At 62.1% G+C, this 20,059-nt stretch carries 20 protein-coding genes; 9 read left to right on the top strand and 11 right to left on the bottom strand.

Annotated elements, in window-relative coordinates; all coding sequences use genetic code 11:
* The first annotated feature begins 61 nt into the window (after positions 1-61).
* Positions 62-1,111 (top strand): LacI family DNA-binding transcriptional regulator, encoded by a 1,050-nt coding sequence (locus ACR0K1_RS18270; RefSeq protein WP_480615895.1) that lies wholly within the window; start codon positions 62-64, stop codon positions 1,109-1,111.
* A gap of 28 nt (positions 1,112-1,139) precedes the next feature.
* Here ACR0K1_RS18270 and tcuB read toward each other — a convergent pair whose 3' ends face one another.
* The 7 genes from tcuB to ACR0K1_RS18305 all read right to left on the bottom strand — a co-directional run bounded on the left by tcuB (position 1,140) and on the right by ACR0K1_RS18305 (position 9,414).
* Positions 1,140-2,204, bottom strand: a complete 1,065-nt coding sequence (tcuB, locus tag ACR0K1_RS18275) for a tricarballylate utilization 4Fe-4S protein TcuB (RefSeq protein ID WP_480615897.1) — start codon at positions 2,202-2,204, stop codon at positions 1,140-1,142.
* Entirely contained in the window at positions 2,194-3,588 is a 1,395-nt protein-coding gene (gene tcuA, locus ACR0K1_RS18280; RefSeq protein ID WP_480615899.1) for an FAD-dependent tricarballylate dehydrogenase TcuA, read from the bottom strand. The genes tcuB and tcuA overlap by 11 nt, the downstream gene beginning before the upstream one ends.
* A 269-nt stretch (positions 3,589-3,857) precedes the next feature.
* The gene (locus ACR0K1_RS18285; RefSeq protein ID WP_480851441.1) at positions 3,858-4,835 is read right to left on the bottom strand and encodes a D-2-hydroxyacid dehydrogenase family protein; all 978 of its coding nucleotides are present in this window, start codon (positions 4,833-4,835) and stop codon (positions 3,858-3,860) included.
* Positions 4,832-5,068 (bottom strand): hypothetical protein, encoded by a 237-nt coding sequence (locus ACR0K1_RS18290; RefSeq protein WP_480615903.1) that lies wholly within the window; start codon positions 5,066-5,068, stop codon positions 4,832-4,834. Before ACR0K1_RS18290 ends, ACR0K1_RS18285 begins: the two co-directional genes overlap by 4 nt.
* A 49-nt stretch (positions 5,069-5,117) precedes the next feature.
* Entirely contained in the window at positions 5,118-6,206 is a 1,089-nt protein-coding gene (locus ACR0K1_RS18295; RefSeq protein WP_480851442.1) for a 4-oxalomesaconate tautomerase, read from the bottom strand.
* A gap of 8 nt (positions 6,207-6,214) precedes the next feature.
* Positions 6,215-8,245, bottom strand: a complete 2,031-nt coding sequence (locus tag ACR0K1_RS18300; RefSeq protein WP_480615905.1) for a tripartite tricarboxylate transporter permease — start codon at positions 8,243-8,245, stop codon at positions 6,215-6,217.
* 80 nt (positions 8,246-8,325) lie between these two features.
* Complete coding sequence (locus ACR0K1_RS18305) at positions 8,326-9,414, bottom strand: tricarboxylate transporter (protein ID WP_480615907.1); 1,089 nt, start codon at positions 9,412-9,414, stop codon at positions 8,326-8,328.
* A 139-nt stretch (positions 9,415-9,553) separates the two neighbouring features.
* Here ACR0K1_RS18305 and ACR0K1_RS18310 point away from each other — a divergent pair, with 139 nt between their 5' ends.
* Complete coding sequence (locus ACR0K1_RS18310; protein WP_480615993.1) at positions 9,554-10,222, top strand: response regulator transcription factor; 669 nt, start codon at positions 9,554-9,556, stop codon at positions 10,220-10,222.
* On the top strand, positions 10,219-11,586 hold the full coding sequence (locus ACR0K1_RS18315) for a sensor histidine kinase (RefSeq protein WP_480851443.1): 1,368 nt from the start codon (positions 10,219-10,221) through the stop codon (positions 11,584-11,586). The genes ACR0K1_RS18310 and ACR0K1_RS18315 overlap by 4 nt, the downstream gene beginning before the upstream one ends.
* Positions 11,587-11,652: 66 nt before the next feature.
* Here the strand turns inward: ACR0K1_RS18315 and ACR0K1_RS18320 are convergent, their stop codons facing one another.
* The gene (locus ACR0K1_RS18320) at positions 11,653-12,537 is read right to left on the bottom strand and encodes a LysR family transcriptional regulator (RefSeq protein WP_480851444.1); all 885 of its coding nucleotides are present in this window, start codon (positions 12,535-12,537) and stop codon (positions 11,653-11,655) included.
* Between the two features lie 115 nt (positions 12,538-12,652).
* Here ACR0K1_RS18320 and ACR0K1_RS18325 point away from each other — a divergent pair, with 115 nt between their 5' ends.
* The 6 genes from ACR0K1_RS18325 to ACR0K1_RS18350 all read left to right on the top strand — a co-directional run bounded on the left by ACR0K1_RS18325 (position 12,653) and on the right by ACR0K1_RS18350 (position 16,371).
* Complete coding sequence (locus tag ACR0K1_RS18325; RefSeq protein ID WP_480851445.1) at positions 12,653-13,123, top strand: ester cyclase; 471 nt, start codon at positions 12,653-12,655, stop codon at positions 13,121-13,123.
* Between the two features lie 75 nt (positions 13,124-13,198).
* On the top strand, positions 13,199-13,741 hold the full coding sequence (locus tag ACR0K1_RS18330; RefSeq protein ID WP_480851446.1) for a luciferase domain-containing protein: 543 nt from the start codon (positions 13,199-13,201) through the stop codon (positions 13,739-13,741).
* Positions 13,742-13,880: 139 nt separating this feature from the next.
* Complete coding sequence (locus ACR0K1_RS18335) at positions 13,881-14,252, top strand: YciI family protein (RefSeq protein ID WP_480615917.1); 372 nt, start codon at positions 13,881-13,883, stop codon at positions 14,250-14,252.
* Between the two features lie 3 nt (positions 14,253-14,255).
* Positions 14,256-15,491: an RNA polymerase sigma factor gene (locus ACR0K1_RS18340; protein ID WP_480851447.1), complete on the top strand. Its 1,236-nt coding sequence runs from the start codon at positions 14,256-14,258 to the stop codon at positions 15,489-15,491.
* A 70-nt stretch (positions 15,492-15,561) separates the two neighbouring features.
* Positions 15,562-15,948, top strand: coding sequence for a VOC family protein (locus tag ACR0K1_RS18345; protein WP_480851448.1), 387 nt, complete (start codon positions 15,562-15,564; stop codon positions 15,946-15,948).
* A gap of 24 nt (positions 15,949-15,972) precedes the next feature.
* Positions 15,973-16,371 carry an MAPEG family protein gene (locus ACR0K1_RS18350; protein ID WP_480615922.1) on the top strand — a complete coding sequence of 133 codons (399 nt, stop codon included), beginning with the start codon at positions 15,973-15,975 and terminating at the stop codon, positions 16,369-16,371.
* Positions 16,372-16,461: 90 nt separating this feature from the next.
* Here the strand turns inward: ACR0K1_RS18350 and ACR0K1_RS18355 are convergent, their stop codons facing one another.
* From ACR0K1_RS18355 to ACR0K1_RS18365, 3 genes are all read right to left on the bottom strand, one after another.
* Positions 16,462-17,097 carry a DUF1826 domain-containing protein gene (locus ACR0K1_RS18355; protein WP_480851449.1) on the bottom strand — a complete coding sequence of 212 codons (636 nt, stop codon included), beginning with the start codon at positions 17,095-17,097 and terminating at the stop codon, positions 16,462-16,464.
* Positions 17,094-18,308 (bottom strand): GTP-binding protein, encoded by a 1,215-nt coding sequence (locus ACR0K1_RS18360; protein ID WP_480851450.1) that lies wholly within the window; start codon positions 18,306-18,308, stop codon positions 17,094-17,096. Before ACR0K1_RS18360 ends, ACR0K1_RS18355 begins: the two co-directional genes overlap by 4 nt.
* A gap of 157 nt (positions 18,309-18,465) precedes the next feature.
* A complete protein-coding gene (locus tag ACR0K1_RS18365) occupies positions 18,466-19,992 on the bottom strand; it encodes an ABC-F family ATP-binding cassette domain-containing protein (protein ID WP_480851451.1) in 1,527 nt (508 codons plus the stop codon).
* Positions 19,993-20,059 lie beyond the last annotated feature (67 nt).

Raw genomic sequence — 20,059 nt, forward strand, 5'->3', positions numbered from 1 at the left:
TTACGTTAGCATTCTTGCAGGCCACTCGGATGTCAATAAAAAAGAGTTACCCGTAACGTAAATGAGCAGCGATCCGGAAAAATACAATAAAAACAATAAAATAAGCCTTGCCGAGGTTGCAAGGGCCGCAGGCGTTTCCAAGATGACGGCAAGCCGGGTCCTGCGCGACGAAGGCGGATTTTCGGAAAAGACCCGTGCCAAGGTGATGGCCGAAGTCGACCGTTTGGGTTACCTGCCGAATCGTTTGGCGACGGTGTTTGCGGGCGACAAGAAGTCGACATTTGTAGGTGTCAGCATCCCCGAACTGGGCAACGAAATCTTCGCGCAGGTTCTGGAAGGCATCGACCGCAAGCTGGGCGCGTTTGGCCATCAAACCGTTCTGGGCCTGACCGAGCATGAAATCGATCACGAGGAAAAGTGGATCGAAACAGTGCTGTCCTGGCAGCCGGCCGGATTGATCGTAACCGGCCGCTCTCATAGCCCCAAGGCCATTCAGATGCTGCGCGGCGCGGGCATTCCTCTGGTCGAGATCTGGGACTTCAATTCAAGCCCTCTGGATATGTGTGTCGGCCTGAACCACTTTGACAGCGGCTACAGCATGGGCCGCTATCTTGCCGGGATGGGCTATCGGAAATTCGGTTATGTCGGCACATCCCATGACGTTGCCAATGCTGCAACGGCGCGTCTGCAGGGGTTCTCAAAAGCCATCGAAGATGCAAACGGGCAGCTTGAGAAACAGCTGCTTCTCAAGGACACCCCCGGATTCTATACTGGGTTCTACGGGACCGAGCAGCTTTTGGCCGCGCACCGGGATATCGAGGTGATTTTCTATCAAAACGACAACATGGCGATTGGCGGCCTGCAATATGCGCAGAAGATCGGGCTGCGGGTGCCGGACGATATCGGCATCGCGGGCTGGGGCGACCTGCCGATCTCAGCGATCCAGCCCTACCGTTTGACCTCGATTGCCGTGCCACATCTGAAAATCGGCCAGATCGCTGCCGAGATGGTGCTGGCACAGATCAACAACGAGCCGGTGAAATCCACAAAAGATGTCGGTTTCCGGCTAATACCCGGCAGTACGGTCCGGAAATCCAACGCCAGCGCGTAGGGCCCCCTCAGTGTGTCCGTTCGGCATGTCAGCCCCGCTTGCGCTGCGCATCCCTGATCAGGGCCGCCAACCGGTAAAACCCGTGCGCCATCTTGGTGTAGGGCGTCAGCAGGAAAAACGTCAGGACTGATCCGAGATGAATGGCAAGCAGCGCGGGCATCAACGGTGTTGAGCCGAGGGCATAGAGAACCAATCCGCTGAACCCGACAAAGCCGAGCAACAGGATGAACCCGATATCCCCGCCCCAGGCTGACGGATCGCCAAGCTCGCGGTCGGATTTCTGCTTGAGCAGGGCCATGGCGCCACAACCCACTGTCAGCAACAGCCCGCCGGAAATCCCGAACAGTTTGGGCAAGGACCAGAACCCGTAGGGCGCGTGCAATCCTAAGCCATAATGCATGACCGTCGCGACCGAGGTCGATGCGACGCACAGCAGGAAGCCATACATGATGGCGTGATGAATATGACGTCGCGCCTGACTGAACCGGTCTTCGTCCTCGAAGTTGCAGCCCTCACCATGGCCTGCGGCCAGATCCTGCATCTTGCCCGCGCGTTTGAGAGCGGCGGTCAGGTCTGCCATTTGGATGGGATTGCCGCCGACCTCGGCCCAGTAGCGCCGCAGGCTGATGCCGATGCTGAAAAGCGGCAGCAGGAACGCGGGTGCAAAGATCGCGACCATCGCATTGTGGGACAGGACGGCGTAGAACCCCTGACCTCCGCTCGATCCGATGGCGCGGATGGCCCAGAACAGCAGGGCAAACCCGATCACAAGCGCCAGCGCTATGGCCCCGCCATGGGTGTGAAACCGGCGCGCCAACGGCTGCGGCCACGCGAAGCTTTCCCAACCGTCGCGCCGCACCTCGGCCAGGGCCTTGGGCAGGTTCAGATCGAACTCATGCGGTGCCGTGTACTGGCAGGCGTAATAGCAGCCCCGGCAGTTGTGGCAGAGGTTGGCGAGTTGGGTGATATCACCATCCGAAAACGCGCGTTCCGCATGCAGGGATGGAAAGACCGAGCAATAGCCCTCGCAATAGCGGCAGGCGTTGCAGATCTCGGCCTGACGGCGGGCTTCCTGTATCAGTTCAGTTTGCATAAGCGGCGGCCTCACGTCCTGCGATGCGTCCAAAAACGGTTCCGATGGTCATGCCGAACCCGGCCAGATACCCTTGCCCAAGGATCGACCCGGCCATGGTTTCTCCCGCCGCCCAAAGGTTCTTGATCTTGCCGCCCGGGGTCGAACATTGCGCCGTGTCGTCGACCTTCAGCCCCAGATAGGTAAAGGTCACGCCGGTGCGCAGCGAGTAGCCATAGAAGGGCGGCTTTGTGATCGGGCGGGCCCAGTTGGTCTTGGGCGGGGTCAGGCCCGAGGTCGAAACACCGTCCAGTTCGGTCGGGTGGAACCCGCTGGTGTCGCCGCAGGCTTCGTTGAATTCACTGACGGTGGCCGTCAGTTTGTCGGCGGGCAGGTCCAGCATTCCCGCCAGTTCGTCCAGAGTATCGGCTTTCAGCGGCGGAAAGACCGAGGGCATGAACAGGTTCAGCGACTTGGCATCGATGATCACATAGCCCACCTGATCCGGCTGGGCCGCCACCAGACGCCCCCAGATCGCGTAGCGTTTCGGCCAGACATCTTCGCCCTCGTCATAGAACCGCTCGGCATCCTTGTTAACGACGATGGAAAACGGCACGCAGTCCAGCCGGGTGACAATGCCGCCATCGAATTTCGGCGCGCGCCCGTCGATGGCGACGGCGTGGCACTGGGTCGGATCGCCGACGCTTTGGACCCCTTGATCCAGAAGGTCGGCCAGCACCACGCCCCGGTTGTAGGGGGTGCCCCGGATCAGGAAGTTCTTTGCAGGCGCGCCCCAGGCGCGAGTCAGCCAGTCGGTGTCGGCCTGAAACCCGCCCGAGGCGACGATGACGGCCTTGGGCGTGATCCGGTGGGTTTGCCCTTCATAGGTATAGTCCACCCAGTCGATCTGATCGCCATTCAGCTCCAGATGCGTGACCGCCGCTTCATACAGCACATCCACGCCCAGACCCGCCGCCGTTCGGTAATAGGCGTTCACCAGAGATTTCCCGCCCCCCATGAAGAACGCGTTGGTGCGTGCCAGCGACAATGTGCCCGAAAGCGATGGCTGAAACCGAACCCCGTGCGCCTCCATCCATGGCAGGCATTCTTCCGAGGTGCGGATTGCCAAGCGCGCCAGATGTTCATCCGTTTTGCCCCCCGTGACCTTTAGCAGGTCCGAGAGGTATTCGTCTTCGCTGTATGCCTCGATCAGCGGACCCAAAGGCGCGCCGTGCATGCAGCGAAAGTTGCGGGTGTGGCGAGAGTTGCCCCCGCGATAGGGTTTCGGCGCCGTTTCAAGGATCAGAACGCGGGCACCGGCCTCGGCGGCGGTCATCGCGGCGCAGAGGGCCGCGTTGCCGCCGCCGATCACAGCGATATCGTAAGCTTCCTTTTGGGGGGCCATATCCTGTCTACCTACTGGGTTTCATCGACCGCGCGGTCGGGTTCAAGCTTTCGTTGCGTCCGATTGTATACATATGGATACATGGGGAGTCAACACCATCAAAACCGCCGGAATCCGGAACTTCCAGAAACAGACCGCCTTATATTCCGGGAAAGTGATTCGGGCCGTAACACCCGGCCCCGCAGGCGCGCGGGATCGTTCCGGGTTTCCCCGGCCTTGGATGCGGATCATGCCTGTGACCGCTGTCGCAGCCGGAGTGGCCCGTCCGGTTACGCGCCGGTCCAAACCTCGGGATTGATCATGTGGATCGGCGCGCCCTTGGCGTAGGCATTCACCTGATCGAAAATGTCGGCGAATTGCAGGTCGAACTCGTCCTCGGTCACGAAACCGATATGCGGCGTCGCGATCAGGTTGGGATGCGACAGCAGCGGATCGTTCGGATCGGTCAGCGGCTCGGCGTCGAAGACGTCAATCGCCGCTTTGCCGGGGCGCTCGGCATCGAGCGCCTCGAGCAAGGCACCCGGTGCGATCAGCCCGGCCCGTGAGGTGTTGACGAACAGCGCGCCCGGCTGCATCTGCGCGAAATCCGACGCGGCGATGATCCCGCGCGTGTCCGGTTTCAGGCGCACATGGACCGAGACCACATCGCTGTCCGCAAAGAAATCCTGACGGCTGGGTGCGACCTGCATACCGTCGGCCTGCGCCCGCGCCCGGCCGTCCTCCGAGGACCACCAGATCACATTCATCCCAAACGCATCGGCATAGCCCGCAACCGCGCGGGCGATGCGGCCATAACCGTAAAGCCCCAGCTGCCGCCCGCGCAGCGTCTTGCCGACCCCGGCCTGCCAGCGCCCCGCCTTGACCGAGGCCATCTGCCCCGGCAAATCGCGCATCCCGGCCATGATCAGCGCCCAGGTCAACTCGGCCGCCGCATAGGACGGAGTGCCCGCATGCATGTTCGAGCACAGCAGCACGCCATGATCCGAACAGGCCTGCACGTCGACATGAGGGTAAACACTGCGCTGGCTGATCAGTTTCAGATTGGGCAGGCCCGCAAGCAGGTCCCGCGTCACTTTGGTGCGCTCGCGGAACAGAACCACCGCCTCGGCCTCCTGCAACCTCGAGGCCAGTTTGGCGGGGTCTTCGACGTGATCGGTCCAGACCGTCACCTCATGTTCGACAAGCTTCGCAAAGCAGGGCAAACCGCGCAGCGTGTCGAACCAGTCATCCAGAATGTGAACCTTCATCGGCTTTCGATGCTCCGCCCGGGGGTCAGGTTTCTTGGTGTCGGAACAAAATTTGGCGCTTCAAGGGCGGCCAGCGCGTTGCGAACCCGTTCGCTTTGATCCAGCAGATGATTGAACTGCGCGTCGCATCCGGCAATCGGTGTCGGGTACTGCGCCATGTCCCGCCGCAGCGCGGCCTGTGCCAGCTTGAGCTCCTGCCGGGCGATGTCGAGGCATTCAGAATAGTCCGTCATAAGGGCCTCCTTATTGTATACCTTAGTATACCGAATTGACGGATGCCAATCAACTCCCGTTCCAGACGCTGCTCGGGACATAGATATGCCCGTCCGCCAGCTTGCGCGCGGTGCGTATCAGACCGGCTGAATTCAGCGAAAACCCCGTGTCGGTCGAGAAATCCACCAGAACCTCGATGGTCCCCGAGGCATGTTCCAGAACCACCTGTGCCGGCCGCGCGTTGCCCCGGTTCAGCAGCCCGTCCGCGACGGTTCCGGGCGTCAGGGCGCAGGACGCCATGCATTGCGCGCCGGTGACCGCCATTGTCGGGTGCGTTTTCCACGGCATGAAATACCTGACAGCAATCGTACCTCCGTCCCGGGCTGGGGCAAGAAGCCCGAACTTGGGCGTGACCGACTGAGAGACATCGCCCATGCCCATCAACTGCCCCGCCTCGATCCGAATGGCCTCCATCCGGTCAAAGAAGGCGCGGTTGGCGTCCAGCTCTTCCGCGCTTTCATACCCGGTCAGGCCAAAATCGGCCGCGCGGGCGATGGCCATCGGCATGGCGACATCCATGCAAGTCAGTTCGACCCCCTGAACTGTGTCGCGCAGATGTCCGGTGGGCAGAAAGGCCCCGGTCGATGATCCGACAACCCCCATGAAGCTCAGCTGCACCGGCGCGGCGTGCCCCGGAACACCGGCGATTTCGGCACCCCCGTCATAGGTCAGCTCACCGCCCGGCGTCTGCACCTGGGCGACAACCTGTGCGCCTGTATTGACAGCGCGGATGCGGATTTCGGTCTGATCCCCGTTGGGCCGGATCAGACCCATCTCGATTGCGGCCGGGCCAACCCCGGACAGGATGTTGCCGCAGGTCGGTTTGAAATCCACCAGCTTTTCCTCGACCGAAACCTGGGCGAAGAAATAGTCGATATCCGCCCAGTCATCACCGCTGACCGACAGCATCGCCACCTTGGTTGTCACCGCCGCGCCGCCGCCGATCCCGTCGATATTCAGCGGGTGACCGGCCCCGACCGCGGCGATCAGGACGTCGGCCAGAACCCCCTGATCCCCGGGCAGATCGGACCTGCGGAAATAGGGTCCGCGCGAGGTGCCGCCACGCATGAAGATATAGGGGATTGCGGTTTGCGTCATGGCACGGCTCATTTCAGCGGCCACGGCAGATCGACCATGTCCTGCAACAGCCCCGGTGGGAAATCCCGGTTCAGCGCGCCTGCCATGACGCACATGAAGCCAATACCGCAGGCGGTCAGGATCAGGGTCATCTGCCAGCTGGACCCGGCGCGAATGCGGAAGAAGGCGATCAGGAAGCCCAGCAGCGCAAGGATGAAGCCGACGACCCATGTGGCCGCGATCAGGCTCGCGAACCAGGCCAGCGTGGTCCACAGACCGTGGGGGGCGCTGGCGTCCTCGCCTGCGATTTCCTTGTCGGCGAAGATCGCATCGCCCTCGGGCCGCCGCATCATCTGGATCAACAGGATCACGCAGCAGAACAGCGAGACGCTGCCGATCACCAACGGGATGATCTTGTCGGTCATGTTGTAGTCGGGGATCATGTTGGCGTTCACCAAGGCGACGATCAGATAGGCCATGATCACCAGCAGGAAGACCAGCGGCGCGCGTTTGTGCCCGGCCTGCACGTCGCCTTCGGCCATGATCATCTTGGCCTGACGAATACCCAGAATGACCGAGACAACCGTGACCACGATCAGCACGATGACGATGGGGCTGAAGACATACTCCATACCTTCGCCAAAGCTCTTGCGGAACCGGAATGAGGCGATCTGGAACGCCTGATTGGTGAATTTCTCAACCGGGTTGGACAGCACGAACCCAATCAGGAAGGCCGGGCGCGACCAGTCGAACCGGCGCAGGAAGATGCCGATCAGGCCGATCACGAACAGGGCCAGAAGGTCTTCGAAGTTTTGCCCCGACTGGAAGGCGGCAAAGCTGATCAGCATGAACAGGAACGGCGCCAGATAGGTGAAGCGGATCGTGGTCAGCTTGGCGATCCCGCCCGAGGCCGCGATGCACAGGATGGTGCCCACGACATTGGCCAGCGCCAGCAGCCAGACGATGGAATAGGTGATGTCGAGGTTGTCTTTCAGCATGCTCGGGCCGACCTCGATATCGCCGGACCCCAACAGGGCCACCGCGCCGATGAAGATCGCCATCGAGCCCGAGCCGGGGATGCCGAACAGCAGCGTCGGCACCAGCCCGCCGCCCTCTTTGGCGTTGTTCGAGCTTTCCGGCCCGATCACGCCCCGCACTTCGCCCTTGCCGAAATTGCTTTTGTCTTTGGTGGACTGCACTGAATGGCCGTAGGCGATCCAGTCGACAACAGAGCCGCCGAGGCCGGGTATGACGCCCACAACCACGCCAATGATCGAACAACGGACCGACAGCCATATATTGGCGGCCCAGTCCTTGACCCCGTCCAGCCATCCGGCCCCCAGCGAGGCCCCTTTGGCAATCGACCGGTCCTGCCGCAGCAGCGAGACGATCTCGGGTACCGCAAAGATGCCCAGACCGACGATGACCAGTTTCAGACCGTCCGTCAGATAGGGAATGTCATAGGTCGCCATCCGCAGCGATCCGCCCGCATCGGCTTCGCCAATCGTGCCGACCATCAGGCCCAGACCGGCGGCGGCGACGCCTTTCAGCGGGATGCGCCCGGCGAGGATGGCAACCATCGACAGGCCGAGAATGGTGATCATCAACATCTCGGGCAGACCGAAGGCCAGAACGATGGGCCGCGCGATCAGGATAAACATGGTCAGGAAGGTCGCACCCACCAGACCGCCGAACAGGGACGAGGAAAAGGCCGCCGACAGCGCCCGCGCGGCCTCGCCCTTTTTCGCCATCGGGAAACCGTCGAGCACCGTCGCCTGCGAGGCGGAACTGCCGGGTATCCCCATCAGGACCGAGGCGAACGTGTCCGAGGTGGGCACAACGGCAACCATCCCGATCATCAGCGCCAGACCCAGGATCGGGTCCATCCCGAACATGAAAGGCAGCAACAGGGACAGACCGGCGATGCCGCCCAGCCCCGGAAAGACGCCCACGGCCAGACCCATCACGACGCCGAGAATAAGGTAGCCCAGAACGACAGGTTGCAGGATCAGACCCCACGCGTCGCTGAGCGCAGGTAGAGCGGTGGCGAAAACCTCCATAGCGGCCGCCTTTCATTGTTTGTCTTGTGTGCAGAAAATCGCGCGCCCTTCGTTTGGGGCACGCGCTACGGCGTGTCGGCTTAGTTCAGCTCGACGCCGTAAGCCTCTTTCAGCCAGTTCAGGACATATTGCTTGGCGTTGTCGTCCACATTGGTCGCCGTCTGCAGCGCCGATTTGGACCCATCGCCGACAAACACCGGATATTTACCCACGCGCTTGGACGAGATATCGGCAAAGTCGCCACGCTCAGTCACGGCCTGGAAAGCGGCGGTGTAGGCATCGACGACCTCTGGCGGTGTGTCACCGGGCAGGAAGGCCAGTTTCTGCACCGGGAAACCCGCGACGAAAAAGGCTTTCCACGCATCCCATGCCTCACCGCTTGTTTCGCAGCCATCGGTGGCTTCGCAGACCTCTTTGAAGGTCGGGATATCCGGGAATGTCGGGTCGCGCACGATGTTGCCATCGGCATCCAGCGCGCCCCATGTCATCATCGGCACGGCCTGACCGGCCTCGACCAGCGGGGCCGAACCGCCCAGATAGCCCGAGGAGGTCTGATAGTCGATATTGGCTTCGCCACGCTCGAACATCAGGCGGCCGTCACCGCGGCCCTTGATGCCAAAGACCGGTTCCACATTCATGCCCAGCATCTGCCAGGCCAGCAGCGGCACAAGGTCCAGACGGGTTGCGCCCTGCGAGCCGTAGATGAAGTTGGTGTCTTTCAGCGCATTGGCCGAGCCATCAAACTTTGCGCCATCCTCAGCGTTCAGATAGGCGACACCACCGGTTCCCGATGCCATAACCGGAATCCAGTCGTTATATTCATAGCGCACGCGCGGATCGCTCAGCAGATAAGGGAACTGGGTCGAACCGGAGGTGCCGAACAGCAGGGTGCCATCGTCGTGCTCCTGCTCCTGGAACCAGTTGGCTCCCTTGGTCGAACCGGCACCGGGCATGAATTTCACCACCACGGTCGGTTGCCCCGGCAGCGCCTCGGACAGAAGCGGCGCGAAGAAATTGGCCCATTTGGCCGACCCGCCCGTTTCCGAGAACGGGATGACCCATTCGATGGTCTTGCCCGAGAAATCAACTTCAGCGGCAGCGGGCGCGGCGATACCGGCGGCGGCGATCAGCCCCACGACGGCGCGACGGGTGAAATTGGAAATGGTCATTGGTTCCTCCCTGTTGACCAGACAACCACGGCAACGCGACTGGCGCCACTGTGGATGCAAATAGAACTGCGGGGTTGATTCCCCCTCCCATCTGGCAATCATGGAACGCCAACCTTGCGTGAAACTTGCAGGAGAGCGGATGCGGATCGTCATCGTCGAGGATAATGAACCCCTCGCCAACGCCATCGCCTATCGTCTGCGCGACCGGGGCCATGCCGCCGACGTGTTGACCGATGGCGACGCGGCGCATCTGTATCTGCAGCAGGAAGGCGCGGATCTGATCGTTCTGGATATCAACCTGCCGGGCCGGTCCGGGCTTGAGATCCTGCGATCCCTGCGCAACCGGGGCGACGGCGCGCCAGTGATCCTGCTGACCGCACGGACCGAAACCAGCGACCGGGTGTCCGGGCTGGACATGGGGGCGGACGATTACCTGGTCAAACCCTTCGAAATGGACGAGCTCGAGGCGCGCATCCGGGCGCTGTCGCGCCGCAAACAGCTGGATTACGGCGCGCGCGAAACACTCGGGGATCTGGAGTTCGACCGCACCGCCCGTCAGGTCAGTGTCCGGGGCGAGGTTCTGGATATTCCGCGCCGGGAAATGGCCGTGCTTGAATGCCTGTTGGAGCGCCGGGGACGGATCGTGCCGAAAAACCAGCTGACCGATTATGTCTATGGCGTTGGCGCGGATGTCGAACCCTCTGCCGTGGAACCGCATGTGTCGCGGTTGCGCAAACGGCTGCAGGACCTGGGCATCAGGATCAAGACCGCCCGCGGCCTTGGCTATCTGCTCGAGGTGGAACAGTGATCCATCTCGGCTCGCTCCGGCTCAGGCTGTTTGTTCTGATCCTGACGCCGCTGGTCTTGCTGGCGATCCTGCTGGGGCTGTGGCGCTTCTCGGTCGCCCAACGGACCGCGCAGGAACTTTTTGACGACAGCCTGCTGTCGGCGGGTCTGGCGATTTCCCGCGATGTCGCCATCTCGGGCGGCGATGCCTTGCTGCCATCGACCCGCAACATGATCCGCGACGCTTCGGGGGGCGAGATTTTCTATCACGTCACCGGCCCGGGCGGTATCTACGTGACGGGCTATGCCTATCCCCCGACCTCGGCAGGACTGGACCAGCAAGACCCGTATACGCCATTTTTCTTTCAGGCTGTCTATCGGACCGAGCCGGTGCGCGTGCTCAGAATGACGGAACGGGTGACGCTGGAAAATCTGGAAGGGGATGCAACCGTCACCGCCTGGCAGCGCATGGCCGACCGCAATGCGTTTGCCAGCCAGCTATCGATCCGCGCGGCGATCCTGATGGGCATCCTGCTGGCGACACTTGCCATCGTCGTCTGGTTCGGCGTCGCGCGCGGTCTGCGGCCCCTGCTGGATTTGCAGCATGCCATCGAACTGCGCTCCCCCGATGACCTGAGCGAGATCAGGCGGTCGGTCCCGCTTGAGGCTCAGGGCATCGTCAAGACCCTGAACCGGCTGTTCGGGCAGGTGGAACGCAGCATCACCGCGCACCAGACGTTCATATCCGAAGCCGCCCATCAACTCCGCAATCCGGCAGCAGCCGTACAGTCCATGGCCGAGGCCCTTCGGAACGCAAAAACCGACACCGACAGGGACAGGCGCATCGCGGATCTGGTGGTCGCGGCAAAGGGGTCGGCGAATGTGGCAGAGCAATTGCTGTCGCTGGAACGCTTGCGCAACCCGACCCATCTGGACCGGATCGAGGAGTTCGATTTTCGTGACATCGTCGAAGATGTCTGCACCGATATGGGCGTTCATTTTCTTGCCAAAGGTATCGAATTTGGACTCGACAAGCCGGACATGGCGATTCCGGTGTCCGGCGACAGGGTTTTCCTGAGCGAGGCCATCAAGAACCTTCTCGACAATGCGCTCAAGCATGGGGGTAAAGACCTGAGCGCGGTGTCGGTGACCGTTCTGCGCAAGACCGACACGGTATCCTTGACGGTGACCGACGATGGCAAGGGCCTGTCCCCCGAGCATAGCGAAACCGCCTTTGGACGGTTTTCGCAACTGGAGCCGTCCGATGGAAGCGGCTTGGGGTTGTCGATCGTCTCGGCGGTCGCACAACGCCACGGTGGGCAGGTCTCAATCAATCGTGCCCGGCGGGGGGCGAGCCTTACGCTTGAGCTTCCGGTGGTGTCGTAAGTTCCTTTTTGGCAGCTTTTGCCATCAGGGGGGTGGTTGCAAATGCCACGACCGGTCTGTTCCGGCTCAACCGGGATAGGCCGCCGCCAGATACCGCACGAAATGAACCGTCAGGTTCTCGCGCCGCGACTGGTCGGGCCATACCGCGTAGATCCCAAGTGGGCGGAGCCTCCAGCCGGGCAGAAGTTCCACGAAACTTCCCGATCTCAGGCCGCGTTCGGCCAGGTACCGGGGCAGCACGGTGATTCCAAGGTTCTGCTGCGTCAGGTGGTGCAAGGCATCCACGTTATCGACCTGAACCCGCGCCTCGCCCGCCACTTTCACGGTCTGTCCTTTTTTCCCGATAAACTCAATGATATCAGACCGCTGCGCATAGCTGATCCAATCCCAACCGTCCAAATCACCAGGGTGCCCAGGCTTTGGCCGGGATGCCGCATATTCGCTGCCCGAAACCAGAGCCCGGTCAATTTCACCCAGTTTCCGGGACATCATCGCGCTGTCATCCAGCCAGCCTACCCGGATAATCAGATCAAACCCGTCCTCCAACAGATCGACAGGATGATCGGTAAAGGACAGGGACAGCGCCACATTCGGGTGTTTCCGCGCAAACGCGCCCATCGCGGTCAAAAGCTGCGACGATGACATGAAAGCAGGCACCGAGACCCGCAGCGCGCCGGCAGGTTCCAGCGTCAGGGTGTTCAACTCATTCAATCCGGTTTCGGCGCTGCGGATCATGTCCACCACGCGGGTATAGAACACGCGCCCTTCATTGGTCAGCGCGATCTTCCGCGTGGTGCGGTACAACAGGGTGACACCCAGAAAGTTCTCCAGGTCCGTCACCGTCTCGCTGATCCGCGACGGCGCCACGCCGATGCTTTTCGCGGCGGCCCGGAACGATCCTTCGTCGACCACGCGGGCAAAGACGGCCATGTGCTTGAGATGATCGATCATTGTTCTGTTTTGCGGAACTATATCTTCGGATTTCAGCCAATTCCCAAAACAGTGCAGCGAAAATACCTTGTGTGCAAGCGGGATAACCCCCCTCACCCGAAGCCCGGAGCATGTTATGACCCTCAAGACCCTGGCGCTGAGCGCCGCATTCGCGTCAATCGCAGGCGGAGCACTGGCGGACGACACAGCGACCGTCCAAATCTTCTACGACTTGCTGAGCAATCCAACGTCACAAGACCACGTGGCCGCCTTTCAGGCCTCGGTCGCAGACAATTGGGAAAGCATTGGCGACTATTCCGGGTTCAGCGAATCCAGCGAAGCCTTTCTGGGTCAGATCGGCGGGTTCGGGAAACTCATTCCCGACCTCGAATGGTCGGTGCAGGCCATGCATCAGGCGGGCGACTTCGTGACCGTCCGCAGCCGCGCCACCGGCACGCCCGCCGGACCGATGTTCGGTGTCGACGGACAGGGGCGCAGCTTTGACATCATGACGATCGATATCCACGAACTGGACGACGGCAAGATCATCCGCTCGTACCATGTCGAAGACTGGGCGGGGGCGCTGCAACAGCTTGCTGGCCGGTAATCCGGCACTCCGGCCCGTTCCGGTTCCGAGCAATCGGGTCTATCATGGCCCAAGCCGCCCGAAGGGAGATCGACCATGAAACTGCGCCACCTTCTCAGTCTGGCGACCATCGCCTGCGTAAGCGGGGCATCGCATGGGTTGGCCGACCTTCCCAATCTGCCAGCCCGTGAAACGCCGGTTCCGCGCACGACTAATGGCGTCCCGCATGTTCAGATCGGCGTCCAGCCGGATCCGGAATTGTCCGAGGCGCTTCTGAACAGGGTATCGGACCTGCCCGGGGTCGAGATCAGGCCAACGGTCGTCTCGCTGCCCGGCGCTTTGGGCTTCTGGATCACCGAAGACACGGCGCTGGCGCGGCCGGATGTCATTGTGGGCGGTCGCGAGTTTGCCCATATCCACCCCGATGGCAGCCTGCATGCCGCGCTGTCACCGGCGCTCGCGAAAGTGGCGGCTGAAAAAGGCTGGGCCGTCAGCCATCCATGGGCGGATCAAAGACCTGGCTGGGGCGGATTTGTCATGATCTTCACCCCGGCAAACCCCGAGGAACTGGAGGTCGTATTCGATCTGGTCGAGGCATCTTACCAGTTTGTTACCGGGTTGGGTTCATCCTCAAACTGAATTGCCCCCGCAATTTCATCCTACTGAACCGAAGAACCCAGCCGCGCGACTTTACGACGGTCCGCGGCAACACCCCCTTTGTCGGATTTGCATGTCTTCGTGCGTCCTTGCACCATGCGATCCATGCACGGAGGGAAAGATGATCTACGCAATCACGATTTATGGCGAAGCCGGTGTGTTTGAAGCGCTGCCCGAAGATCGCCAGGACGAGGTGATGTCGGGCCACGGGGCACTGCAATCGGCTTTACAGGACCGGGGTGAGTTTGTGACGATGAAGCTGATGCCGCCCACCTCGGCCGTGATGGTCGAACCCGCCACCGCCGAGGGCGCGGCGCCGCTGATCACTGACGGGCCGTTTTCCGAAACAAAAGAGAATTTCCTCGGGTTCTACGCCGCCGAATTCAAAGACCTTGATGAGGCTTTGGAATATGCCAAGATGATCTCGTCGCCCGTTGCACGGCTGGAAGTGCGGCCCGTCGCCTGGGCCGGGGGTGTCCTTTCATCGGAATAGCCAATGTCGGACTGGCTCGAGGCCACATTTTCGCAACAACGCCCACGGGCCATCGCAGCGCTGACGCGGGTGTTTCGGGATATCGACACGGCGGAAGAGGCCTTTGCCGACGCCTGCCTGAAGGCGCTGACGGTTTGGCCGCGGGACGGCGCGCCCCGCGATCCGCTGGCGTGGCTTCTGACGACGGCGCGCAACTCGGCGCTCGACCATCTGCGCAAGTCGCAACGCCGGGCCGCCATCCTGTCGCGCCATACGGCAGAGTTTCAGCCGATGCCCGCCGAAACGCCTGACCCGGACGAGATGCGCGACGATGTTCTGCGGCTGCTTTTCATCTGCTGCCATCCGGAACTGGATCGACGCGACCAGATCGCCATAGCGCTGCGCGTGGTTCTGGGCCTGAGCGTCGATGAGATCGCCAGCGGATTTCTGATCCGGCCCAAGACCATGGAACAGCGGATCACGCGCGCCAAAAAGAAGATTGCAGCCAGCCCGGTCGCTTTCGAAACCCCCAGCCCGGCTGAGCGTGGCGCGCGGCTGGGTAAAGTGTCGCTGATGATTTACCTGATGTTCAGCGAAGGGTGGTCAACCTCGGCCGGCCCCGGGCAAATGAAGGTTACATTATGTGAAGAGGCGATCCGCCTCGCCCGCCTGCTTGTGGCGTTGTTCCCGGCGATGGGCGAGCAGGCCGCCCTGCTGGCGCTTCTGTTGTTCCAGCACGCGCGGCGGGCTGCACGGATTGACGCGGGCGGCAAGCTTGTCGCGCTCGACGATCAGGACCGGAACCTCTGGGACCGCACAAACATTGCCGAGGCGACGACCCTGTTGCAAAAGGCCCAGCGGATCGGCCATCGCGGCGTCTATATCATTCAGGCTGCGGTGGCTGCGGCCCATGCCCATGCTGCCTCGGTCGACGACACGGACTGGGCCGTGATCGAAGCCCACTATGCCGCCCTATACGCGCTGCAGCCAACCCCTGTGATCCGGCTCAACCAGATCGCGGCGCAGGCCAAGCTGCGGGGTCCGCGCCATGCGTTGAAAGCGATGGAGGCTCTGGAAGCGGATCTATCCGCTTATCGTTGGTTTCACACCATGCGCGGCGGGCTGTTGCAGCAAGCAGGTGACCACAGACCCGCGATTGCAGCCTTTGAAACCGCGCTGACCCTCGCCCCCACGGACCCTGAACGCGTTGCGATCATGGACAAAATCGGGATCAGCAAAAAAGAACTGGGCGGCGTGTAGGGATACCGCCCCCCTCGCGCGTCCTTGGATCAGACCCGCACGGGGCGGGGCGCAACCAAGGGAGATACACATGAGTATTCTTGAGATGACCACTGTCGGCAATTCCGGCTGGATCGGACATTCTGGACCGGATCAGGGCAAGGCCAAAGCTTTCTACCAGGCGGTGCTGGGCTGGGCGATCAACGACATGCCGATGCAGGACGGGTCAAGCTATTCGGCGGCAGTGGTGGGCGAAACCGCCATTGGCGGCTTTTCCCCGATGCCCGAGGACAGTGGAAGCTGGACAATCTTCTTCACCGTGGCCGACGTGGATGCCAGCGTCGCCAAAGCCGAGGCGCAGGGGGCCGCCGTTGTCCAACCGGCGATGGACATGTCCGGCGTCGGGCGCATGGCCACGCTGACCGACCCGCAGGGGGCGCGGTTCGCGCTGATCACCTATGAAAGCATGGCGTCCTGAGCGCAGTCTGGAAGGAACAATCAGATGCAACAACTCCCCTCTATCGCGCTGGCCGTGACGGCGGTGTTTGTCCTGATGAGCATTCCGATGGCGATGGCCGTCGGGGTAAGGCGCGCCAGAACCGGCATTCCCTTGCTGCATGGCGAGGATGAAGGGCTGCTGCGCCTGATGCGGGCGCATGGCAACTTCATCGAATATGTCCCGCTGGCCCTGCTGGCCCTTGCCGGGGCCGAGGTTACGGGAACCGAGCCCTGGCTTGTGGCCCTGTGCGGCGGCGTGCTGCTGCTGGCCCGCCTGATCCACTATTTCAGCCTGCGCGCCTCGGCCGAGGGCAAAGGGCGCGCGATTGGCGCGGCGCTCACAACCCTGACCATGACGGTGCTGGCGCTAGCGATCCTGTGGCAACTCGGGACCGGTGGATAAAGCGCTCAACGCCCGTATGCGCGACGCTCTGGCCGCGCATACGGGCATCGGGTAGGGCAGCGCCGCTTTGCCTGACCGGGTTTCACCGCATCAATCGGCGTCTTCCGGATCGTGAACGGGATCGAGCACAAGAACCAGACGGGTTTCACCCGAGCCCGCGATTGGCGGAGACCGGTGCAACAGACCCGATGGCGGGTTCACCGGCCACAGCGTGCCACGCATGACCATCGGGGCTCCGGTCGCGACGGTGAAGATCCGCTTCGGGTCCTGGCCATCGCGCGAAATCCCGTATTGCGTGCCCGTGCCCCGGTAGGTGCAGATCAGGCGCGCCGAGATCGCGTCGATATGGAACTTGCGGCAGGCATTTGTGCTGATCGCATCCAGACGAAGCCGCAGATACGGCGCGCGCATGATCCCGGCAAAGCTTGTGGCCAGATCGGCGATATCGTTTTCCAGCCAGCCGCGTTCGGGCGTGGTGTACATAGCTGCGATATCGCACAGGTGCCGTACCGCCCCGGGAATGGCGGCGGGGCGCAGGATCAGGCGCCCTCTGGGCAGATGTGACGGGTCGAGCGCATTGATCCATTTCTGAAACGCGGGGCTGAGCTGGCGTCGCCAGATCGCCGCCGCGCATCCGGGCGTTCCGATCCGGGCCAGACCCTCAGCCGTGTCGGCAATGCCGACGCTAGCGGTTGATTGTTCGATGTTGGCGCTCACAAAGGTCATGCGGCATCCTCCACCCGACGCCAGAGCGGGAACGGGTCCGGCAAATCAGTCGGCAGCGAGTCTGGGCCCGAAGCGACGGTTTCGGGCAGCAAACAGGCATCAAGCCGCGATTTCAGCGGCGGCCAGTCGATGCCCGCGCCGATAAAGACCAGCTCTTGCCTGCGATCACCCCAGGGGTCCGACCAATGCTGTTTGATATAGCTGAGGACAGACGAGTGTTCCGGCCACCGGCTTTCCGGAACCGAGGCCCACCAGGTGCCGATTGGCTGAACGCTCGACAGCGCGCCCGCGAGCGAGAATTCCGCAACCCATTGAGGCCGTGTCGCGATCCAGAAATGCCCCTTGGCCCGGATCACGCCCGGCAGGTCGCCGTTCAGCAAAGCCAGAATTTTCTCGGGCTTGAAGGGTTGGCGGGCGCGATAGACGAATGAGGAAACACCGTATTCTTCGGTTTCCGGAACATGATCCGCAAAGCCGTAAAGCTCTTTTGCCCACATCGGATGCTGATGGGCCGCTTCGAAATCGAACAGCCCGGTGTCCAGAATGGCGTCGCTGGCCACGTCGGAGTGGTTGGTTTCGATTATCTTCGCATCCGCATTCAGGCTGCGAATGATCTTGCGGGCGGCATCGGTCCGCTCGGGCCCGGCATCACTGACCTTGTTGAGCACGACCACATCGGCAAATTCGATCTGATCCGTCAGAAGGTGCACCAGTGTCCGCTCGTCTTCTTCACCCAGCGTCTCGCCCCGGTCATGCAGGAAATCGTGGCTCGAGAAGTCCCTGAGCAGGTTCACCGCATCCACGACGGTCACCATCGTATCGAGACGGGCGACATCCGACAGGCTGTCACCATCTTCGTCGCGAAAATCAAAGGTCGCCGCGACGGGCAGAGGTTCCGAGATCCCCGTGGATTCGATCAGCAGGTAATCGAACCGGCCTTCCGCCGCCAGCCGCCGCACCTCGGCCAGCAGATCATCGCGCAGAGTGCAGCAGATGCAGCCGTTGGACATCTCAACCAATGTCTCGTCGGTGCGGCTGAGTTCGGTTTCCGCCCGCACGAGGTCGGCGTCGATATTCACCTCGGACATGTCATTGACGATGACGGCGACGCGCCGGCCTTCGCGGTTGTTTAGGACGCGGTTCAGAAGGGTGGTTTTGCCAGCGCCGAGAAAGCCGGACAGGACGGTGACGGGAAGACGGGTATCGGTCATGGCTGGGGGATATCTCGCTTTTTTGGCGGTTGGGTAATCAATTTGCAACGTAATATCATAACATATACAGCAAGCACAAGGGATCCCCCCGCACATGACCCCCTCAAACCGTGGCGTCCCGTCGCGGGGCCATGCCGCCACCAACCGATACGTTCGTTCAACCCCCCTGCCCTTCACTGGCCGCAGCGGTCAGAAACGCCTCAGGGCTGTCGACTTCCTCCAGCTTCCGCCCGTTGATCCACCAATAGCGGTTGCCCACGTTGCGCAGGAAACTGCGGTCGTGGCTGACCAGCAAACAGGACGCGCCGTGGGCGATCAGCTCGGCCTCCAGCGCCTCCTGCCCGTCGATATCCAGATGGTTTGTCGGCTCGTCCAGCAGGTAGAAATTGGGGTTTTCAAGCCGCAGCATCAGCATCGCCAGCCGGGCCTTCTGTCCGCCCGACAGCGCGGCTATCTTAGTGCTCTGCATCTGAAAAATGATGCCCGCCCCGGCCAGAACCGCCCGCGCGCGTTGATCGCCGATGTCGAATCCGGCGGTCACCAGACCTAGCGGCGTTTCGCCCTTGTCCAGCTGGCTCAGATGCTGATCGGAGATCGCCGGAACAACCGAGGGCGCGCATTTGACCCTGTCATCCGCACTGGTCAGGGCCTGCTGGATCATCCGGACCAGCCGGGTTTTCCCTGCCCCGTTCCTGCCCAAAAAAACGATGCGGTCGCCCCGAGCAATCCACTTATGGCCCGTCCGGTAAAGCAGCCGCCCATCCGGTGTCTCGACCGCCAGATCATCCAGCGTGATCAGCGCCTTGGCATGGGTGCCGCTGTTGCCCAGCCGGATATCGCCCGCCGAGCGTTCGCGGTGGACCGGTCTGGCCGCGGCCTCCAGCCGGTTGGCGCGGTCGGTTAGCTGTTTGGTCTTGGTCAGCAACAGATCTGACCCCGAGTTGATCCCGACATTTTTCAGCGCCGCCGCCTGTCGGCGCAGCTGCCGGGCCTTGTTCATATCATTGGCCAGCCGCCTTTCATCCGCCGCATCTGCCGCGTCAAGCGCGGCCCGGGCGGCGGAATAGGGCAGCGGAAACGAACGCGAATTTTCCGGACGCAGGAACAGCGTGCGGTTGGTCGTGGCATCCAGAAACGCCCGGTCATGCGAGGTGATCAGCGCAGGCGTTTCCCGTGGCAGCGCCGCCAGCCAGCGTTCCAGCAGGGCAATGCGGTTCAGATCCAGATGGTTGGTCGGCTCATCCAGCAGCAACATGTCCGGTTCATTGATCCAAACCGCCGCCAGCATCGCCGTGCGCTGCCAGCCCCCGCTCAGGTCGGACAGGGGCCTGTGCTGCAGCTCATGGGGCACGCCGAGGTCATCCAGCACCACATCGACGCGCCAGCTTTCGTAGTCCGCCTGATCCCCCGGAAGCGCCGCCCGCACGTAGTCATACAGCGTCAGCGCTTGCGCCTGCCGCGGGACATATTGTTTCACATATCCGACCCGCAGGCCACGGGCGCGGGTGATGTCGCCGCTGGTCGGGTCATGCTCGCCCGCCAGACAGGCCAGCAAGGTGGATTTGCCGCGTCCGTTTGCGGCAACCAACCCGATCCGGTTGGATTTTGCGATTGTCAGGTTGAGGCCAGAAAAAAGCGGTTCGCCAAGGGTCACGCCCAAAGCAGAGATGTTGAGAAGGGTCATAGGTTATCTCGGGTCACAAAGGTATGGCCGCAGCGCGGCTATGGGCAGACCGTCGATAAGGTTTGTC

It is taken from the genome of Ruegeria sp. F5 (assembly GCF_056533845.1).